Source organism: Enterococcus pseudoavium NBRC 100491, assembly GCF_001544295.1.
GTDB classification, from domain to species: domain Bacteria; phylum Bacillota; class Bacilli; order Lactobacillales; family Enterococcaceae; genus Enterococcus_A; species Enterococcus_A pseudoavium.
Map to the genome: position 1 here is coordinate 69,060 of NZ_BCQF01000005.1, position 18,099 is coordinate 87,158.

Below are 18,099 nucleotides of genomic sequence, written 5' to 3' on the forward strand. Positions count from 1 at the left end.
TCCTCCTAGCTAATACGAAATAGTGGTTGACCATATTCAACAACGTCTTCATTTTCCACCAAAATCTCAGTGATGATCCCGTCATAATCACTGGTAATCTCATTTAACAGTTTCATCGCTTCGATGATACAGACGGTCTCCCCCTGTTTAACCGGATCGCCAACAGCTTTGTATGCTGCTTGCTCTGGCGACGGCTGCAAGTAAACGATCCCGACGATCGGTGACGTGATGACTTTCCCTTCACCTTTACTCGCAACGACCGGCACGGGCTCTGAGTCCATCGGCGCTGCAGAAGCAAGTGGGGCTGCTGACGCTGTTTCTACAGATTGCTCAACTTGGACGGGTGCCGCGGTTTGACGACTCGTCTGATTTTTATTCATGTATAATTCAAAACTGCCTTCACGTAAATCAAATTCGGTCAAGCTAGAATCGTTGAACTGATTCAGCAGTTCTTTGATTTCTTTGATTTCCATTCATTATGCCTCCCAGCGTTTCAAGCAGATCACCGCATTGTGACCGCCAAAACCTAGTGAATTACTTACCGCGTAATTTACTGGAGTTGCTTTTGCTTCGTTCACAACGACATTTGCTTTGATTTCTGGATCTACTTCATTGATATTCGCAGTTGGCGGGATAAACTGATGCTGTAAAGACATCAATGATGCAACTGCTTCGACACCGCCAGCGCCACCTAATAAATGTCCCGTCAATGATTTCGTGCTGCTGACATACGCATTTTCAGTTAAAGCCGCTTCGATTGCTTTACTTTCTGCTTTATCATTGGCTTGTGTACTCGTGCCATGAGCATTGACATAGTTAACTTCTTCAGGTTGAATCCCCGCTTCTTTGATTGCTTCTGTGATCGCTCTTGCTGCACCTTCACCATCTGGAGATGGAGCGGTCATATGGTAGGCGTCACAAGTCGCACCATAGCCAACGATTTCGCCAAGAATATTCGCCCCGCGTTTTTGCGCATGTTCTAAAGATTCTAAAACTAGAACACCCGCGCCTTCTCCCATCACGAAGCCGTTACGGTCTTTATCAAATGGAATCGATGCATGAGCTGGATCTTCTGACGTGCTTAAAGCGGTCAATGCTGCAAAGCCTGAGATACCAATCTTATTGATGCAAGATTCCGCTCCCCCGGCAATGATCACATCAGAATATCCATGTTTGATATTCCGGAATGCTTCACCGATTGAATGCGTTCCACTGGCACAAGCCGTTACCGTACTTGTACAAATACCTTTCGCCCCAATCCGTAATGCCACGTTTCCAGCCGCCATATTGACGATCGCTAATGGTACGAACATTGGTGAGACCCGTGCTGGGCCTTTTTTATCCATCTTAATGACTTGGTCTTGGATCGTTCCTAGACCGCCGACACCAGAACCGATCATGACACCAAAGCGCTCCATGTCTTCTTCTTCGGTCTTGATACCACTCATTTCTAGCGCTTCAAGCGCAGAATAAATCGCATATAACGAATACGTCTCCATCCGTTTAGTATCTTTTTTGACAAAATATTTTTCCAATGGAAAATCTTTAACTTCCCCCACAACACTGATACCTGTTTCGCTGGCATCAAAACGCGTGATCGGGCCAAGGCCATGATTGCCTTCTTTTAAATTCTTTAAAAAGGTTGCTTCATCATTGCCAATCGGTGAGGCAACACCAAAACCTGTAATTACGACACGATTCATTTTCTTCCGTCCTTTCTCTACATGACCATTCCGCCATCAACGTTCAAGACTTGACCGGTGATGTAACTGTTTTGGGCTAAGAATAATGCCGCATTTGCGACGTCTTCGACACTACCAAAACATTTTAAAGGGATCTGACCTTCCATTTGTTCTTTGACTTTCTCATTCAATTCAGCAGTCATATCCGTTTTGATAAAACCTGGCGCAATGGCATTACAAGTGATTCCTCGCGGAGCAACTTCCCGGGCCACAGCCTTGGTAAATCCAATGACACCCGCTTTACTTGCGGCATAATTGCTTTGACCAACATTTCCGATCAAACCGACTACACTAGAAAGATTGATGATTACGCCAGCGCGTTTTTTCATCATTTTCTTCAAGACTTGTTGGGTCATGTTGAATGTTCCCTTCAAGTTAATTGCCATCACTGCATCAAAATCTTCCGGTTTCATACGTAAAAGTAATTGATCCTTGGTGATACCGGCGTTGTTGATCAAAATATCAATCGAACCTAACGTTTCTTCGCATATTTTGATCATTTTACCAGCGTCATCAAAAGAACTGATATCCCCGCAAATACTAGTACATTTCACACCAAAAGCTTCAATTTCAGTAATTTTTTCTGTTGGAATCTCATTACGGCCGTTTAATACGATATTAGCTCCTGCTTGCGCGAAAGCCTTCGCAATTCCCCAACCAATTCCACGGCTACTGCCGGTAATAAAGACTGTTTTATTCGTTAGTTCCATTCGAACCTCCTGTATCGTTATAAAGAACGTCTCACTCCATATTCGAGCTTGTGTTTAGCTTAAAAATGCAATCGTTTCTGCCAAAGTCTGACTGTTTTCTACTCGACTTGTTGCTAAACTGCGATCAATTTTTTTGATAAATCCAGTCAATGTTTTCCCTGGTCCAATCTCGACCAGCTGTTCAATGCTCAACTCTTTTAACGTCAAGACACTGTCGCTAAAACGGACGGGGGACATGACTTGCTTGGTTAATAATTCCACAATCTCTGTTTGAGGCATCACTTTAGCCGTCGTGTTAGAGATCACCGGAATCTGCATTTCACTAAAGGAAATTGTCTGTAACACTTCATTCAACCGTTTGCTGGCCGGTTCCAATAATGCCGTATGGAAAGGCCCGCTGACATTCAACGGGATCATCCGTTTTGTTCCAGCAGCTTGCAATAATTCTTCCGCTTTTTCGACCGCAGCGACTTCGCCACCAATCACGATTTGTTGCGGAGTATTATAGTTTGCCGGTGAAACAATTCCAAGATCTGAGGCTTGTTTACAGCAGTCCTCAATGACTTCTGCTGCTGTGTTCATGACTGCTACCATTTTGCCACTACCCGTTGGGGCCGCCTCACTCATAAATTGACCTCGTTTATGGACGAGCTGTACTCCATCACTAAATGCTAGTGCACCAGAGGCAACTAACGCGGTATATTCTCCTAAACTCAAACCAGCCACTGCATCTGCGTGAAAGCCTTTTTCCGTTAACACGCGTAAAAAAGCAGTGCTGACCGTCAAAATTGCCGGCTGCGTATATTTTGTTTCGTTAAGCTGGTCATTTTCCGCAAAACATAAATCTTCCATCGAAAAACCAAGCAAATCACTGGCTTCTTCAAAGGTTTCTTTTACGATTTTCTCCTGCTGGTATAACTCTTTGCCCATTCCGACATATTGAGCGCCCTGCCCGCTAAACAAGAATGCTGTTTTCATGATCGTCTCCTAATAGCAGGAAAGGCCAGGCCTTACGCCTAGCCTTTTCCCGAAATTTTATTAATTAAGCGTTTTGTTGTTTTTCAACGTATTCAACTAAATCTTTAACTGTTGTGATGCCGTCTTCAGTTTCAATCTTCACATCAAATTCGTCTTCGATTTCGTTGATGATTTGGAATAGGTCCAAGCTATCCGCTTCAAGATCTTCTTGGATGTTTGTTTCTAATTTTACTGCTTCTTTTTCTACTCCTAGTTCTTCTACGATAATGTCTTGGATTTTTTCGAATGTCATAAGTTGGTTCCTCCGATAATTTTAAGTTTTAGTTTTTATATTTTTAACAAACTTACAGCTGGATTAGTAGGTTGCCCCACGCTAAACCACCGCCGTAGCCCGTTAATACCACTTTTTGTTTTCCATCTAAAGATAGAATTTTTGCTTCAATCAACTCGTCCAATAAAATGGGAATACTAGCGGCCGAAGTGTTCCCATAATTCATCAAATTCATGGGGAATTTTTCAAGCGGCTCATGCATTTTACGAGCGATCTTCTCAATGATTCGTTTATTAGCTTGATGCAGCAGATAATAATCAACTGGCTCATCACCAATAAATTCCTTCAAACTTTTGGTCACATCATTTAAAGCAAAGTTCCAGATTCCACGACCATCCATTGCTAAAGCCGTACTAATTTCCGGCCCTTCATGGAAAATCGTCTTGTTTGGTCGAAATCCTGCAGTCAATGCATTGGCCCGTTCGCCATCTGCTCGCAACATTTGCTTTATAATGGAAGGTTCGGGACTTTCAGCTAATAAAACTCCGGCTGCCCCGTCTCCAAATAATACGGCCGAAGAGCGATCATGCCAATCTAATAGCTTCGATGTTTTTTCACCGCCGATGACGATTCCCCGCTTCATTCCGCCGCGAATAAAATTCTCAGCAGTTGCTAAGGCATAAACAAATCCCGCACACGCGGCACTCACGTCAAAAGCCAGCGCTTGTTTCGCACCAAGCTGTCCTTGGACCTGGCAAGCGACTGAAGGCGATGTGTAATCCGGCGACATGGTTGCCACGATGATGAAATCTAACTTCATCGGATCGATGTCGGCTTTCTTCACTAATTTCTTAGCAACTTCCAAACACAGATCTGACGTGTTTTCACTTTCCGCAATATGCCGCTGCTTGATGCCGGTCCGTGATTGAATCCATTCATCGGATGTTTCCATCCACTCCGCTAAATCATCATTGGTCACGACTTTTTCAGGCAAGTAGCGAGCCGTTGCGATTATTTTTCCGAAGCCCATACTCATTTGATCTCCTCTAAATAGCTATATAAATTTACGAGCGCTTTTAAGAAGACTTCTTGTTCTTCCGTATTCAGATCCTTAATCGCACTTTTCACCATTTCATGATGAAAATGTTGATGAATGCGAAAGACCAGTCGACCTTTTTTCGTTAAGCCCAGCTTAACGACCCTGCGGTCATCTTCACTACGGATGCGTTCTACATAGCCCTTTTTCACTAAACGATTGATTGATGTCGTAAGCGTTCCGACTGTCACTAGTAATTCTCTAGCAACTTCCGTCGTCGTTTTTTTCTTATACATCCCGATCGCGTCAATGGTATGCATCTCCGTAATCGTCAAATCGCTAAATTGTGATTTTTTTAGTTCGTTTTCTTCAATCGACAATACATCGTTGAAAATTGAAACTAAATAGGTATTTAATTCTTCCCAGTTTCTTTCCATGTCCTCACCTAATTAGTTTGATTATCAAATCATTTGATGTTCAAACTATATCTTATTTTTTTTCTGAATGCAACAACATTTTTTCAATTAAACAAAAATTAATGATTGTAACAAAACGCCTTTTAATTTCTACTTCCAGTCTAAATACTTTGATGGCCAAACAAAGTTCTGACCTCACTGAGCTTGATCCCCTTCCTTTCTGAGACGTGTATTTCATTGCTGACTGTTAAAACAGCTAAATTTAAAAAAATAAACAAAAAAATAAGCGGGGCATCCGCTTATTAAATTTATCGATACAGCGAAATCGGCTTACGATCGGTAATAAATTAAACAAAATCCAGCATGTTTCACTTTAGCGATGAGTTGCTCAAACATTCTTAGCCAAAGTTTCAGAATCAATGGATACATTTCAACTTCAAAACTCCATGAACCGCAAGGCATGCTCCATCATAGGAGCGGTGAATTCCGGTACACATATATCTATCCAAAAAAAGAACAAAAAAAACGGGTTATCCCCGTTTTATTGAATCAAATCGTAAATTTCCATCGCAACGATGTCAATGTTATCAAATTGATACGATTGTTTGCTGTCACTTTCTGTCAGCTCAAACGTTTCAGTTGTATTATCATAAGTTACAGTACATTTTTCGACGCCTTCTTTTTCAAAACGACGCAATTGTACTTCATTATCCGTTGATTCAGTCATTGCTTCCAAGCGTTTAATAATGGCAACCAATTGTGAATGTTTCATCTAGGGGCCCCCCTTCTTCTCAATTCTGTCTTATTGTATCAAATCCCACCGTATCTTGCATTGATTTTCATCAATTAATTTATGATTTTTTTGCTAAATCTAACTTAAGTTTATGACCACCAGAGTTTAATCAAGGCTTGTGTCCCATCATTTTCATATCCTTTTTCAGCCAAACGCTCATAAAGCTCCGTGGCCAATTGCGTCGCTGGCAGCTCTAATTGCATTTTTTCCGCTTCGTCTAAAGCGATTTTCAAATCTTTGATGAAGTGCTTGACGAAGAATCCTGGTGAATAATCGGCCTTTAAAATCCGTGGAGCATAATTGGCCATCGACCAATTTTGGGCCGCACCGCCACCTAAAGTTGCTAATACTTTTTCAACATTCAAATTTGCGGCCTTGGCATAGACCAGCATCTCCGTCATCCCCGTCATCGTGCCAGCAATCATGATTTGATTGGCCATTTTCGTGTGTTGCCCTGCACCGGCAGACCCTTGAAGTGAATAGCTTTTACCCATGATTTCAAAAAGCGGAACGATTTGATCATAAATGGCCTGATCACCACCGACCATGATGGTCAATGTCGCATTCTGAGCGCCTAAATCACCGCCGGAAACGGGGGCATCTAACGCAGCGGCTCCGTTTTCTTTGGCAGTTTGATAGATTTTTTGCGCTAAAGTTGGTGTAGAAGTCGTTAGATCGACCAATGTTTTCCCAGTAACAGCTGTTGTAAAAATCCCATTTGTTCCGTAGTAAATTTCTTCCACATCACTTGGATAGCCGACCATTGAAAAAATGACTGTGCTAGCATTGGCTACCGCTGCAGGCGTCGCTTGCCAAACGGCCCCTGCAGTGATCAGTTCAGCTGTCTTGCTCTTTGTTCGATTATAGACAGCCACTTCATGTCCCGCTGCCAAAAAGTGTTTCACAATTGACTTGCCCATAACACCTGTTCCAATAAAACCTATTTTCATGACGTTAACCTCCCAAATAAAATAATCCATCTCTAGTATACAGGAAGAGATGGATTTCAGCTTTATTTATCTTCGCCATTTCTAAGCGAGTGAATTCGAATCCGCATTTTTTGAACCGTTCGGACCGTAGAACGAACTTCTTGATGACTCTCTTCGTAATACACCAGCATTTCTTGATAAAATTTGAAAACTTCACTCCCAAAGCGTTCCGCTGAGATCTCAACTAATTTATTTTGCAAAACCGTTGGATCTATCGGAACTTGTTGTTGAGCGTAACGAACAAAGCTATCACTAAAATCATCATCCGATTCAAACGTAATACCTAAAGATTTATCATTCAACAACTGCTCCAAGTAGTCATTGCCTTCTACCACACATTGAGTCCCCGAAGCGAGCGCTTCAGCATAGGTTAATCCTTGGGTCTCCGAGGTGGACGCACTGACAAAATAGTCAGCAGCATGATAATAACAGGCCACTTCTTCGTGTGCTACTTCACCGGTAAAGCGAACATATTCCTCAATCCCTAATTCCCGAACTAAGGTTTCCAGCTCTTCCCGATAAGGCCCCTTACCGACAATCACTAAACGTGCATTGGGATAACTCATTAAAACCTCTGGAAACTGCCGAATAATGGCCTGAATATTTTTTTCATAAGAAAGACGGCTCAAAGAAAGTAGCATTAGCTCGCTTTTTTGAATCCCTAACTTCCCTCGTAAGGCCTCTGTATCTACTTCTGTGATATCTGGACGAATGTAGCGTTCAACCTCGATGCCTGTTGGAATAATCCGCATTGGAATCTCTACTTCATAACGCTCCAATGTATCTACGACCCGTTTACTAGGACAAATGACACCCGTCGAATGATTAACAAACATTTTGATGAAACTTTTGACATGAGCCGGTCTGACGACTTTTCCATTCGCGATATAATGGAGATAATCTTCATACATCGTGTGATACGTATGAATTACTGGAATCCGCAGACGATTGGCGACCATTTTCCCTAAAAAACCGGCTCCAAATTCAGTATGTGTATGAATAATTTCTAATTCTAATTCTTTAGCAATTTGATAGGCAAACCAAAGCCCTCGTACCACGATTCGCCGATCCTTAAAAGAGATAAACGGCACACTTGGCATACGAACGATATCTTTTTCCAGCTCATCAGCATCGGGATCGGTTGTCGTAAAAATATAAACCTCATGGCCCTGTTTCTCAAGCTGTTCTTTTAGTGTTCTAATTGAAGTCGCTACCCCACTGACTTGGGGAAAATACGTATCTGTAAAAAAACCAATCCGCACGACCATACCTCCAAACTATTGCGTGACTTTTTTGTAGATTTGATGATCATAAGGCTGATCTAAGACTGCTTGATAAACCGTCTTTAATTCTTCACCAATCTGATTAATACTCTTCTCTTGAGCTGTTTTAAAACCGGCCAAAGCCAAATTGGGTAAACGACGATTCACTAATTGCTGAATCAGCAGCTCAAATTCCTGATTATTTTTTCCCATATAACAATTTTCACGGTCCCGCAGCCAACCTTCATAGACAGGGATATCCCGCAACAAAACTTGCTGCTGGCTAGCTAATGCCTCTAACACAACGATTCCTTCTGTCTCTTCATAGGAAGGAAAAAAGAATAAATCTGCGCCTGAATAAGCCCCTTCAATCAAATCGCCGTTGATATAACCAGGAAAAATGACATTTTCAGGATGATCTCTTTTTACTACGCGCCGAATATTTAGTGGAACTGACACTAACGGTACATCACCAAACCAAATAAAAGTATATTCCGGCATTTTTTTGGCAACCTCAACAAAATCAAGAATGCCTTTACGCTCAAAAAAGAGACCGACACAGATAACGACTTTCTGGTTCTCCGCTAACTTAAAATGCTTGCGAAAGGCCGCTTCCTTGCGTTCATCTGGATAATAGCGTTTTAAATCGATGCCATTTGAAATCGCTGCGATTGGCTGTTGCAAACCATAATTACGCAATAATTTTTTTGAATAAGGTGTCGGAGTAATTAAATGATCAGCTTGCTGATAAAGACTCACTAACCATTTTTTTACTAAAGGCGCTAGTTGATTTGAACCAACAAATGAGTTGCGAAAATCCTCTTCTGTCGAATGGGCGTGATAAATCACTTTTTTCCCCATTTTTTTGGCCTTTCTGACTAAATGGAGACTCTTAGGTCCATAGGTATTCACATGCAATAAATCATAATCCGTTGACTTGGGATCAAGCGTGTACTCGATTCCAGCCGCCGCTAATGCCCTTTTTTGATGACCTAAAGCGCGCCCAATCCCTGACTTTCCGATAATGTTCTGCCCTTCAAAGTACAGTAATACTTTCATAACTAGCCTCCTTGAAAACAAAGTAATTATATCATAAGCCTTTGTGCTTTTTCTCAACCCCAGGACTGATTTTATCGAATTTCCAGAAATGTATTCGCTTCATCCGATTTTCCCCATAAAAAAATAATTTTTAGCTACAATAATTGTAGCTAACTCGCAAAAAAACCGTTGCCCTTTCAGACAACGGTTTGGTGTTGAAAACTATTTTACGTATTCTTCAACTAACGCTTGAACTTCTTCCATTGTATCGCATTCTTTCAACGCTTTTTCAGCCAATTCAGCCATCTTAGTCGTTGTCAGACGTTTCATCAAGCTACGAGTTCTAAGAACAGATGTCGCACTCATAGAGAACTCATCTAAGCCCATACCCATTAACAATGGAACAGCCGTTTGATCGCCGGCCATTTCGCCACACATACCAGCCCATTTACCTTCAGCGTGTGCTGCATCAATCACGTTTTTAATCAAACGTAAAATTGATGGGTTATAAGGTTGATACAAGTATGAAACACGTTCGTTCATCCGGTCAGCTGCCATCGTATATTGAATCAAGTCATTTGTTCCGATACTGAAGAAGTCAACTTCCTTAGCAAACTTGTCAGCCAATACAGCTGCAGCAGGGATTTCAATCATGATTCCGACTTGGATCGTGTCAGAAACCTTCACGCCTTCTTTAACAAGTTTTTCTTTTTCTTCGTTGAATAATTTCTTCGCTGCACGGAATTCTTTTAATGTTGCTACCATTGGGAACATGATGCGTAAGTTACCGTAAACAGACGCACGTAATAGGGCGCGTAATTGCGTCCGGAACATATCATCGCCTAGTTCGGATAAACTGATTCGCAATGCACGATAGCCCAAGAATGGATTCATTTCGTCAGGTAACGTTAAGTAAGGTAATTCTTTGTCTCCACCGATATCCATTGTACGAACAACGACTGGTTTGTCACCCATGCCTTCTAAAACGGCTTTGTAAGCTTCAAATTGATCGTCTTCTGTTGGAAAATCTGAAGAATCCATGTATAAGAATTCCGTACGATATAAACCGATTCCTTCAGCGCCATTGTTGTGAACACCTTCAAGATCTTTTGGTGTACCAATGTTGGCTGCTAATTCAAAATGCTTGCCATCAGCAGTGACTGTTTCAGCATCTTTCAGTTTTTCCCATTCTGCTTTTTGCGTTGCATATGCTTCGCCGGCTTTTTTGTATTCAGCCGCTTGTTCGTCAGTTGGGTTGACGATTGTTTCACCGATGATTCCGTTAACGGCTAAGACATCGCCTTCTTTAACTTTAGCAGTGATTTCTTTCGTCCCAACGATTGCAGGGATTTCTAATGAACGAGCCATGATCGCTGAGTGAGACGTACGTCCGCCGATGTCAGTAACAAAGGCTTTAACAAAGTTTTTATCTAATTGTGCAGTATCACTTGGCGTTAAGTCATGAGCTACTACGATAACTTCTTCGTCAATCATTGATGGATCTGGTAATGAAACTCCTAGTAAATGAGCCATGATCCGTTTCGTAACGTCACGAATATCTGCTGCACGTTCTTGCATATAAGCGTTGTCATCCATCGCCTCGAACATGCCAATATACATATCAGTTACTTCTTTAAGTGAACTTTCAGCGTTCACTTTATTATCTTGTATATGTTGTTTAATTTGACCAATCATTTCTGGATCTGAAAGAACCATCAAATGAGCATCAAAAACTTGCGCTTCTTCTTCACCTAAGCTTTTTGCTGCTTTATCCCGAATTTTTTCTAATTCAGCAGAAGAAGCTGCCAAAGCGTCGTCTAAACGCTTTTCTTCGGCAGCAGTGTCTTCTACATTATTTTGTTTGAAAGATAAATCCGGTTGTACTAGCAGATAAGCTTTCGCAACGGCAACTCCGTCACTTGCGGCAATACCTTTTAGTAATTCAACCATTATTCAGATAATCCTTCCTTTTTCATTGTTTCTTCGATAGCTTCCATTGCTTCTTTTTCGTCAGCACCTTCAGCAGAGATAACAACGTCAGAACCTTGGCCAACACCTAGAGACATTACGCCCATGATTGATTTAAGGTTAACTGATTTTCCTTTATACTCTAAGTTAATATCAGAGTTAAATTTGCTTGCAGCTTGCACTAATAAAGTTGCGGGACGTGCATGAATCCCTGTTTCTGCTACTACGTGAAAATCTTTTTTTTCCATATTGACCGTTCTCCTTTATAAAAAAAAGTGTTTTTTTATGTTAGGGCTTTAATGATAACATCCATCATTTTGGGCCCTTCATTTCCTTAGATTACCATTTTTTTGCAGTGGATACAACAATTTTAATCGATTTATTCTAGTGAAATGTATGCCCTTTCTTAAAATATCCACCTCACCTCGTCAACAGCCCTATTTCTTCTGTTTTCATAATTTTTACATAACAATCCTAAGATGGAAAAAGCATTTTTAACTACTTTAGCACTCGGATAGATAGAATGCTAATTTTCGAGACAAACTGTTTGCTTTTCTCCTGAAACTCGCTATAATATTCTTATGGTCAGTGATAGTCAAATAATTGACCAGCGTATCTTTTTACGAGATTCGCCTACTCGATGTACAATGGAAGAAACAATCAACTATTGAAAGGGTGAAAAAAATGCTTTGCCAAAATTGCCATGAAAATGAAGCAACGATTCATTTATATGCAAATGTTAACGGGCAACGAAAGCAATTAGATTATTGCCAAAGTTGCTATCAAAAATTGAAAAATCAAGCTGGAGGTGCTCCCCAAATGGCAGGAAATGATCCTTTTGGTTTTGGAAGTTTAGATGATTTGTTCCGCTCAATGTCACAACAAATGCAACAAAGACAAGGCGCTGCAGATCAAACCCCACCAACTCAATTCGGTGGCGGAAATGGTATGAATAATCAACCACCCCGTGGAAACGGCGGCGGTCTATTGGATGAATATGGCATCAATATCACAGGATTAGCTCGGGAAGGAAATATCGATCCAGTCGTCGGTCGAGATGATGAGATCCAACGGGTCATCGAGATTTTGAATCGCCGTACAAAAAACAATCCTGTTTTAATTGGCGAACCTGGTGTTGGTAAAACAGCCGTTGTAGAAGGATTAGCACAAAAAATTGTTGACGGCGATGTGCCACAAAAATTAATGGATAAGGAAGTTATTCGTCTAGATGTTGCCTCACTCGTTCAAGGGACCGGTATTCGTGGGCAATTTGAAGAACGGATGCAAAAATTAATCGATGAGATTCGACAAGCCGAGAATATCATTCTTTTCATTGATGAAGTCCATGAAATCGTCGGTGCGGGTGCTGCCGGCGACGGCAACATGGATGCGGGCAATATCTTAAAACCTGCTTTAGCTCGTGGTGAACTGCAAATGGTCGGCGCAACAACCCTTAATGAATATCGCATCATTGAAAAAGATGCCGCTCTAGAACGCCGGATGCAACCAGTTCGTGTGGAAGAACCTTCAGTTCAAGAAACGATTGAAATTTTGAAAGGTTTACAACCTCGCTACGAAGATTATCATCACGTGAAATATACGGATGAAGCAATCAAAGCGGCAGCCGAACTTTCAAATCGCTACATTCAAGATCGCTTCCTACCAGACAAAGCGATCGACTTATTAGATGAAACAGGTTCTAAGAAAAACTTGACAATCCAAATCGTTGATCCAAAAACGATCGACAAAAAATTAGCGGAAGCTGAACAGCAAAAATCTCAAGCTTCTCAAGAAGAAGATTTTGAAAAAGCAGCTTACTATCGCGATCAAATCAATAAATTACAAAAAATGAAAGACCGTCAATTAACCGACGAAGAAACTCCCGTTATCACTGAAAAAGATATGGAAAAAATCGTAGAAAAACGGACGGGCATTCCAGTCGGTGAGTTGAAAGAAAAAGAACAAACACAACTGAAAAACCTGGCTGTCGATCTTAAAAAACACGTGATTGGACAAGATGAAGCTGTGGATAAAGTGGCCAAGGCGATTCGCCGAAACCGCGTCGGTTTAAACAAGAAAAACCGTCCGATCGGTTCATTCCTATTTGTTGGACCAACCGGTGTTGGTAAAACAGAATTGGCTCGTCAATTAGCAGAAGAACTATTCGGTTCAAGTGAATCAATGATTCGTTTTGATATGAGTGAGTACATGGAAAAACATAGTGTTTCCAAATTAATTGGTTCTCCTCCAGGTTATGTTGGCTATGAAGAAGCCGGACAATTGACGGAACAAGTTCGTCGTCATCCATATAGCCTGATCTTATTAGATGAAATTGAAAAGGCTCATCCGGATGTCTTACACATGTTCTTACAAATTCTGGATGATGGACGTTTGACGGATTCACAAGGACGAACAGTCAGCTTCAAAGATACGATAATTATTATGACTAGCAATGCCGGAACCGGTAAAATCGAAGCCAACGTTGGTTTTGGTGCAGCTAGAGACGGCGTGACTCGTTCAGTCTTGGGACAATTGAAAGACTTCTTTGCCCCTGAGTTCTTAAACCGTTTTGACGGAATCATCGAGTTCAGCCCATTATCAAAAGAAAACTTGATGAGTATTGTTTCTCTGATGTTGAATGACGTCAACGAAATGCTGGCAGCGCAAAAACTGCACATCGAAGTACCTGACAACGTCAAAGAAAAATTGGTTGATTTAGGTTATGATCCTGCCATGGGTGCTCGCCCACTTCGTCGGACGATCCAAGAAAATATCGAAGATGGTATTGCTGAGTTCTATTTAGATCATCCAACGATTACTGATCTGAAAGCGAAACTTGATAAAGAAGATCACATCGTTATCACTTCAAAGCCTGAGCGTTTAGCAAAAGAAGATAAAAAGTAATTTTCTAGGATTCTCGTATTTTTGGCGAGAATCCTTTTTTATCACATTTCCAAAAAAAATCTCACTTAAAAAAAGCAATATTCTTCTTTTTTTCTAATCTTTCTTATATAATTGTTTTATGAGTAAATGTTTTAGAAAGAAGGTGTTTCGGAATGAAGCTAGTCAATGTAACGAATAGTCATTCTAAAATGGTTTATAATCAGCTGGAGCATACTGATGCAAATATGATCAAAGTATATACTATTGGCAATACGACCGTAATTTATACGGATGCCTATAAACACGCTGAGATTGTTTTGAAAAATAGCAAACGAAACATCATGCCCTCAGAAATTGAGTTTGTACATAAATACTTTAAACGCAAATTAGATGAAAATGTCTACGATTTCGCCAATATCTCTTATTTAGAATCTCCAGGTCTGATAGAAATGTCCATAACAAAAAATAGTTGAAGACTATGCTTCAACTATTTTTTGTTTATTTTTTTTGCAATCAACGGTAATTGAATCAGTCCAATAATGGAAAGAATTTCGATCCATTGAATCACTGGGACTCCCGCTCCTGTATAAGTCATCATGAACAAATCTTTGCGCTCCGGTGCCCACGAACAAAACCATGAGACTCCCACTAAGAAAACCACATAGGATAAAATCAAGCCTAATAAAATCAGCAGGATTCCGCGAAAATCTTTTAACTGTCCCTTTGAAAAAAGACTGCCACTTAGAATAATCAATAATCCCAAGCCGCAGAGAACCAACCAGATTGGCAAAAGAAAGCGATACAGCCAAATAATCTGATTTGAAATCTTTGCGATCCAGGTGATTTTCTGAGGTTCTTTCTGCGGTGAATTGACATCTTGCCAATTTTTAAATGTATATTTCAATAGTTTCTCTGCGGCAGGAAGGTCTTCTTTAGGCGCTAAGGTGGCATCGCTCCCTTGCCCGTAATTATTATAGAAAACATTATAGCTAAGACCGCTTTTCATAAATTCACCGACTAAGGGTAAATCTTTTGTCAACTTGCCATCTCCGGTCCCAGTTAAATAGAACTCATTTTTTTCCCGCAGTTTTTCTTTTTTATAGGCCGCAGACAGTTCCGTCTGAACTCGCTGCCAGAACTGCTCTGTTTTCGCACCATCTTGATAGTAGCCGGCTTGAGCCGCCGCATCACGCAAAGCCCAAAAAATGATGTCCCCAGCGATATCTTCCCCGCCACTCCAAGGACTTCCTTGGTAGATCCAATCAATATTTTTAGCAATTGATTTCAGTGTTGGTGAGACTGTCTCAGCTTTTTCCAACGCTTTTCTTGAAACCCAAACTTGGCTGTTCGTCTGATTCAAATTTGTCCCATCATCCAGCCGAATCAACTGTTTCGACACGGCACCAAATGCTCCACCGGTCCGATCATTGACGACCGCAATCCCATAATGTGCTTGATTGACTTGCTCTAGTACTTTCGTTGTGACAAATAAGGCGACAAAAGGCAAACAACACAAGATAACTTTGATGCTTTGGATTTTAGTAAAACGGATTTTTTTGATAGCTGTCCAAATTTTTAATAATTTAAAACTTGGATCATTCTCAAAAACGACTGAACCGATGATAATCAATGAGCCCACGATTAAAAGCGGCAAAAGCCAGAGGGAATCTTCACGGATATACCAATAGAAGGGAAAAAAGAAAGTTAAGCCAATACTCCAAGGTAGAAATGATCGTAATTTGCCGTTTCTACTAAAATATAAGCCTACCAAACAACTAATCACCATTAAAACCGCTGGTACCACTAAGGTGTTGCGATAGATCCGCGTGCTATATTCACTCGTTAAAGTCACTGGAGAATATAAAAAGAAACTGTAGATGAAAGCTAAAAGCCAGCGATTTTTCACTAACGGACGCAAAGCTAAAGCTGCTATGGCACTAGCTGCAATCTGGAACATGCCTAAAAAAATTCCGTAAGGCAAATGAAGTTGGTGGCCCCAGACAAAAAATAGAGAATAAGAAACACCCTTGGATAATGTTTTGGTTGAGTACGCCCCCAACCAGTTTCCTTTCAACATTTCCTGTCCATAGTGAATGAACAATTGATCATCATAGCCAGCAAATAAGTTAACAAAATAAGGAGCTTTGGCGCTTAAGAGTAAACGAACAATCGTTAATCCCATCAAAGCAGCCAAGAAAATCAGATTTTCTGGCTGCTTGATCTTTTTTAACGTACGTAATGCCTCACTTTTTATTTTTTGCATCAAGAGTCTCCTTTTTAAAGATCCTACATCAAACTCTTCAACTCAACATCCGGGTACTTATCCGCAAACCAACGCATCGCAAATTGATTTTCAAATAAGAATAAAGGTTGGTCGAAACGGTCTTTGGCTAAAATATTTCGACTTGAACTCATGCGTTCGTCTAATTGAGCTGGATCAATCCAGCGAGCAATCTTATGGCCCATCGATGTCATTACAACTTCCGCGTTGTATTCATTCAACATCCGATGTTGGAAAACTTCAAACTGTAGCTGACCCACTGCACCAATAATGTATTCATCGGTTAAGTAAGTCTTGTACAATTGGATGGCACCTTCTTGCACCAATTGATAGATTCCTTTATGGAATGATTTTTGTTTCATCACATTTTTAGCAGTTACTTTCATGAATAGTTCCGGCGTAAATGAAGGCAATTCTTCATAGGCGACCTTTAATTTCCCTTCATACAACGTGTCCCCGATTTGATAATTTCCTGTATCATAAACCCCGATAATGTCTCCGGCGACGGCCTCTTCCACGTTTTCCCGCGCATCGGCCATAAACTGAGTTACATTGCTTAGCTTCATTTTTTTGCCTGTTCGGCCAAGTACGACGTCCATTCCACGTTCAAAAGTTCCCGAGCAAACTCGCACAAAAGCGATCCGATCACGGTGGTTAGGATTCATATTCGCTTGAATTTTAAAGACAAAGCCAGAAAATTCTTCTTCATAAGGAGAGATGGCTTCTCCCTCCTCGGTTTTATGAGCATGGGGTTTTGGCGCTAAGTCAACAAAAGTTTCTAAGAAGGTCTCAACCCCAAAATTGGTCAATGCCGAACCAAAGAAGACCGGCGTTTGATCTCCTCGTTGGATTTTTTCAAGATCAAATTGATCGCCTGCTTCCCGGACCAATTCCACTTCACCTAAAACATCTTCATAGATCGATTTTTCTTTTAAGGGGTGATTGCCGGCAATTTCTCCATCAGTCAATTGAACAAAGCGTTCACCGGCATATTGCTCAGGTCGATAAAACTCGATGCGTTGATTGACCATATCGTACAAACCTTCCAAGCCTTTCCCCATCCCGATCGGCCAATTCATCGGATAAGATTCGATGTCTAATAATTCTTCTAATTCTTCCAATAATTCCAACGGTTCGCGACCATCACGATCCAGCTTATTAATGAAGGTGAAAATCGGAATTCCCCGACGTTTTACTACTTGGAAAAGTTTTTTGGTTTGGGCTTCGATCCCTTTGGCACTGTCAATTACCATTACTGCACTGTCGACTGCCATCAAAGTTCGATATGTATCCTCTGAGAAATCCTCATGTCCAGGCGTGTCCAAGATATTCACGCGTTTGCCATCAAAATCAAACTGCATCACGGAACTGGTCACCGAAATTCCCCGTTGCTTTTCAATATCCATCCAGTCAGACTTGGCAAAGTTTCCCGTCTTCTTCCCTTTTACTGTTCCCGCTTGGCGAATCGCTCCACCGAATAATAGCAACTGTTCAGTAATCGTTGTTTTCCCGGCATCCGGGTGAGAAATAATCGCAAAGGTCCGACGACTGTCGACTTGTTGTTTTAAATTAGGATTGTTCATTATATTGCTCCATTCATTGGTCTAATATCTTAAAATTTCAACCCAATCAGTATAGCATGGATTTTACTCTGTTGGAAAGCTGAATCACTCTTCTAATCCCCCGCCAGTAGCAAATCTGCAGGAACGTAAAGAAAACATCCTGCCTAGCA

At 41.0% G+C, this 18,099-nt stretch carries 17 protein-coding genes; 2 read left to right on the forward strand and 15 right to left on the reverse strand.

Annotated elements, in window-relative coordinates:
- Window positions 1–5: 5 nt before the first annotated feature.
- From accB to EP1_RS04000, 13 genes are all read right to left on the reverse strand, one after another.
- On the reverse strand, window positions 6–473 hold the full coding sequence (gene accB, locus EP1_RS03940; RefSeq protein ID WP_067623771.1) for an acetyl-CoA carboxylase biotin carboxyl carrier protein: 468 nt from the start codon (window positions 471–473) through the stop codon (window positions 6–8).
- 3 nt (window positions 474–476) lie between these two features.
- Window positions 477–1,703 carry a beta-ketoacyl-ACP synthase II gene (fabF, locus tag EP1_RS03945; protein WP_067623774.1) on the reverse strand — a complete coding sequence of 409 codons (1,227 nt, stop codon included), beginning with the start codon at window positions 1,701–1,703 and terminating at the stop codon, window positions 477–479.
- A gap of 17 nt (window positions 1,704–1,720) precedes the next feature.
- Window positions 1,721–2,452: a 3-oxoacyl-[acyl-carrier-protein] reductase gene (gene fabG / locus EP1_RS03950; RefSeq protein WP_067623776.1), complete on the reverse strand. Its 732-nt coding sequence runs from the start codon at window positions 2,450–2,452 to the stop codon at window positions 1,721–1,723.
- Window positions 2,453–2,506: 54 nt separating this feature from the next.
- Window positions 2,507–3,430, reverse strand: coding sequence for an ACP S-malonyltransferase (gene fabD, locus EP1_RS03955; RefSeq protein WP_067623780.1), 924 nt, complete (start codon window positions 3,428–3,430; stop codon window positions 2,507–2,509).
- A gap of 64 nt (window positions 3,431–3,494) precedes the next feature.
- Complete coding sequence (locus EP1_RS03960; protein ID WP_067623783.1) at window positions 3,495–3,722, reverse strand: acyl carrier protein; 228 nt, start codon at window positions 3,720–3,722, stop codon at window positions 3,495–3,497.
- Between the two features lie 52 nt (window positions 3,723–3,774).
- Window positions 3,775–4,737 (reverse strand): beta-ketoacyl-ACP synthase III, encoded by a 963-nt coding sequence (locus tag EP1_RS03965; protein ID WP_067623788.1) that lies wholly within the window; start codon window positions 4,735–4,737, stop codon window positions 3,775–3,777.
- Entirely contained in the window at window positions 4,734–5,174 is a 441-nt protein-coding gene (gene fabT, locus EP1_RS03970) for a fatty acid biosynthesis transcriptional regulator FabT (protein WP_067623792.1), read from the reverse strand. Before fabT ends, EP1_RS03965 begins: the two co-directional genes overlap by 4 nt.
- A 520-nt stretch (window positions 5,175–5,694) precedes the next feature.
- On the reverse strand, window positions 5,695–5,925 hold the full coding sequence (locus tag EP1_RS03975) for a YkuJ family protein (RefSeq protein WP_010740403.1): 231 nt from the start codon (window positions 5,923–5,925) through the stop codon (window positions 5,695–5,697).
- A 110-nt stretch (window positions 5,926–6,035) separates the two neighbouring features.
- Window positions 6,036–6,896 (reverse strand): NAD(P)-dependent oxidoreductase, encoded by an 861-nt coding sequence (locus tag EP1_RS03980; RefSeq protein WP_067623795.1) that lies wholly within the window; start codon window positions 6,894–6,896, stop codon window positions 6,036–6,038.
- Window positions 6,897–6,958: 62 nt separating this feature from the next.
- Window positions 6,959–8,197 (reverse strand): glycosyltransferase family 4 protein, encoded by a 1,239-nt coding sequence (locus tag EP1_RS03985; RefSeq protein WP_067623799.1) that lies wholly within the window; start codon window positions 8,195–8,197, stop codon window positions 6,959–6,961.
- A 15-nt stretch (window positions 8,198–8,212) separates the two neighbouring features.
- On the reverse strand, window positions 8,213–9,256 hold the full coding sequence (locus tag EP1_RS03990) for an LTA glycolipid anchor biosynthesis glycosyltransferase, IagA/BgsA family (RefSeq protein WP_067623803.1): 1,044 nt from the start codon (window positions 9,254–9,256) through the stop codon (window positions 8,213–8,215).
- Between the two features lie 201 nt (window positions 9,257–9,457).
- Window positions 9,458–11,185 carry a phosphoenolpyruvate--protein phosphotransferase gene (ptsP, locus tag EP1_RS03995; protein ID WP_067623806.1) on the reverse strand — a complete coding sequence of 576 codons (1,728 nt, stop codon included), beginning with the start codon at window positions 11,183–11,185 and terminating at the stop codon, window positions 9,458–9,460.
- A complete protein-coding gene (locus EP1_RS04000; protein ID WP_067623808.1) occupies window positions 11,185–11,451 on the reverse strand; it encodes a phosphocarrier protein HPr in 267 nt (88 codons plus the stop codon). The genes ptsP and EP1_RS04000 overlap by 1 nt, the downstream gene beginning before the upstream one ends.
- 436 nt (window positions 11,452–11,887) lie before the next feature.
- Between EP1_RS04000 and EP1_RS04005 the strand changes: the two genes are divergently transcribed.
- Complete coding sequence (locus EP1_RS04005) at window positions 11,888–14,107, forward strand: ATP-dependent Clp protease ATP-binding subunit (protein ID WP_067623809.1); 2,220 nt, start codon at window positions 11,888–11,890, stop codon at window positions 14,105–14,107.
- 152 nt (window positions 14,108–14,259) lie between these two features.
- On the forward strand, window positions 14,260–14,559 hold the full coding sequence (locus EP1_RS04010) for a DUF1827 family protein (RefSeq protein ID WP_067623811.1): 300 nt from the start codon (window positions 14,260–14,262) through the stop codon (window positions 14,557–14,559).
- A gap of 14 nt (window positions 14,560–14,573) precedes the next feature.
- Here EP1_RS04010 and EP1_RS04015 read toward each other — a convergent pair whose 3' ends face one another.
- Window positions 14,574–16,349, reverse strand: coding sequence for a hypothetical protein (locus EP1_RS04015; RefSeq protein WP_067623813.1), 1,776 nt, complete (start codon window positions 16,347–16,349; stop codon window positions 14,574–14,576).
- A 23-nt stretch (window positions 16,350–16,372) separates the two neighbouring features.
- Entirely contained in the window at window positions 16,373–17,950 is a 1,578-nt protein-coding gene (locus tag EP1_RS04020) for a peptide chain release factor 3 (RefSeq protein WP_067623816.1), read from the reverse strand.
- Window positions 17,951–18,099: the final 149 nt, after the last annotated feature.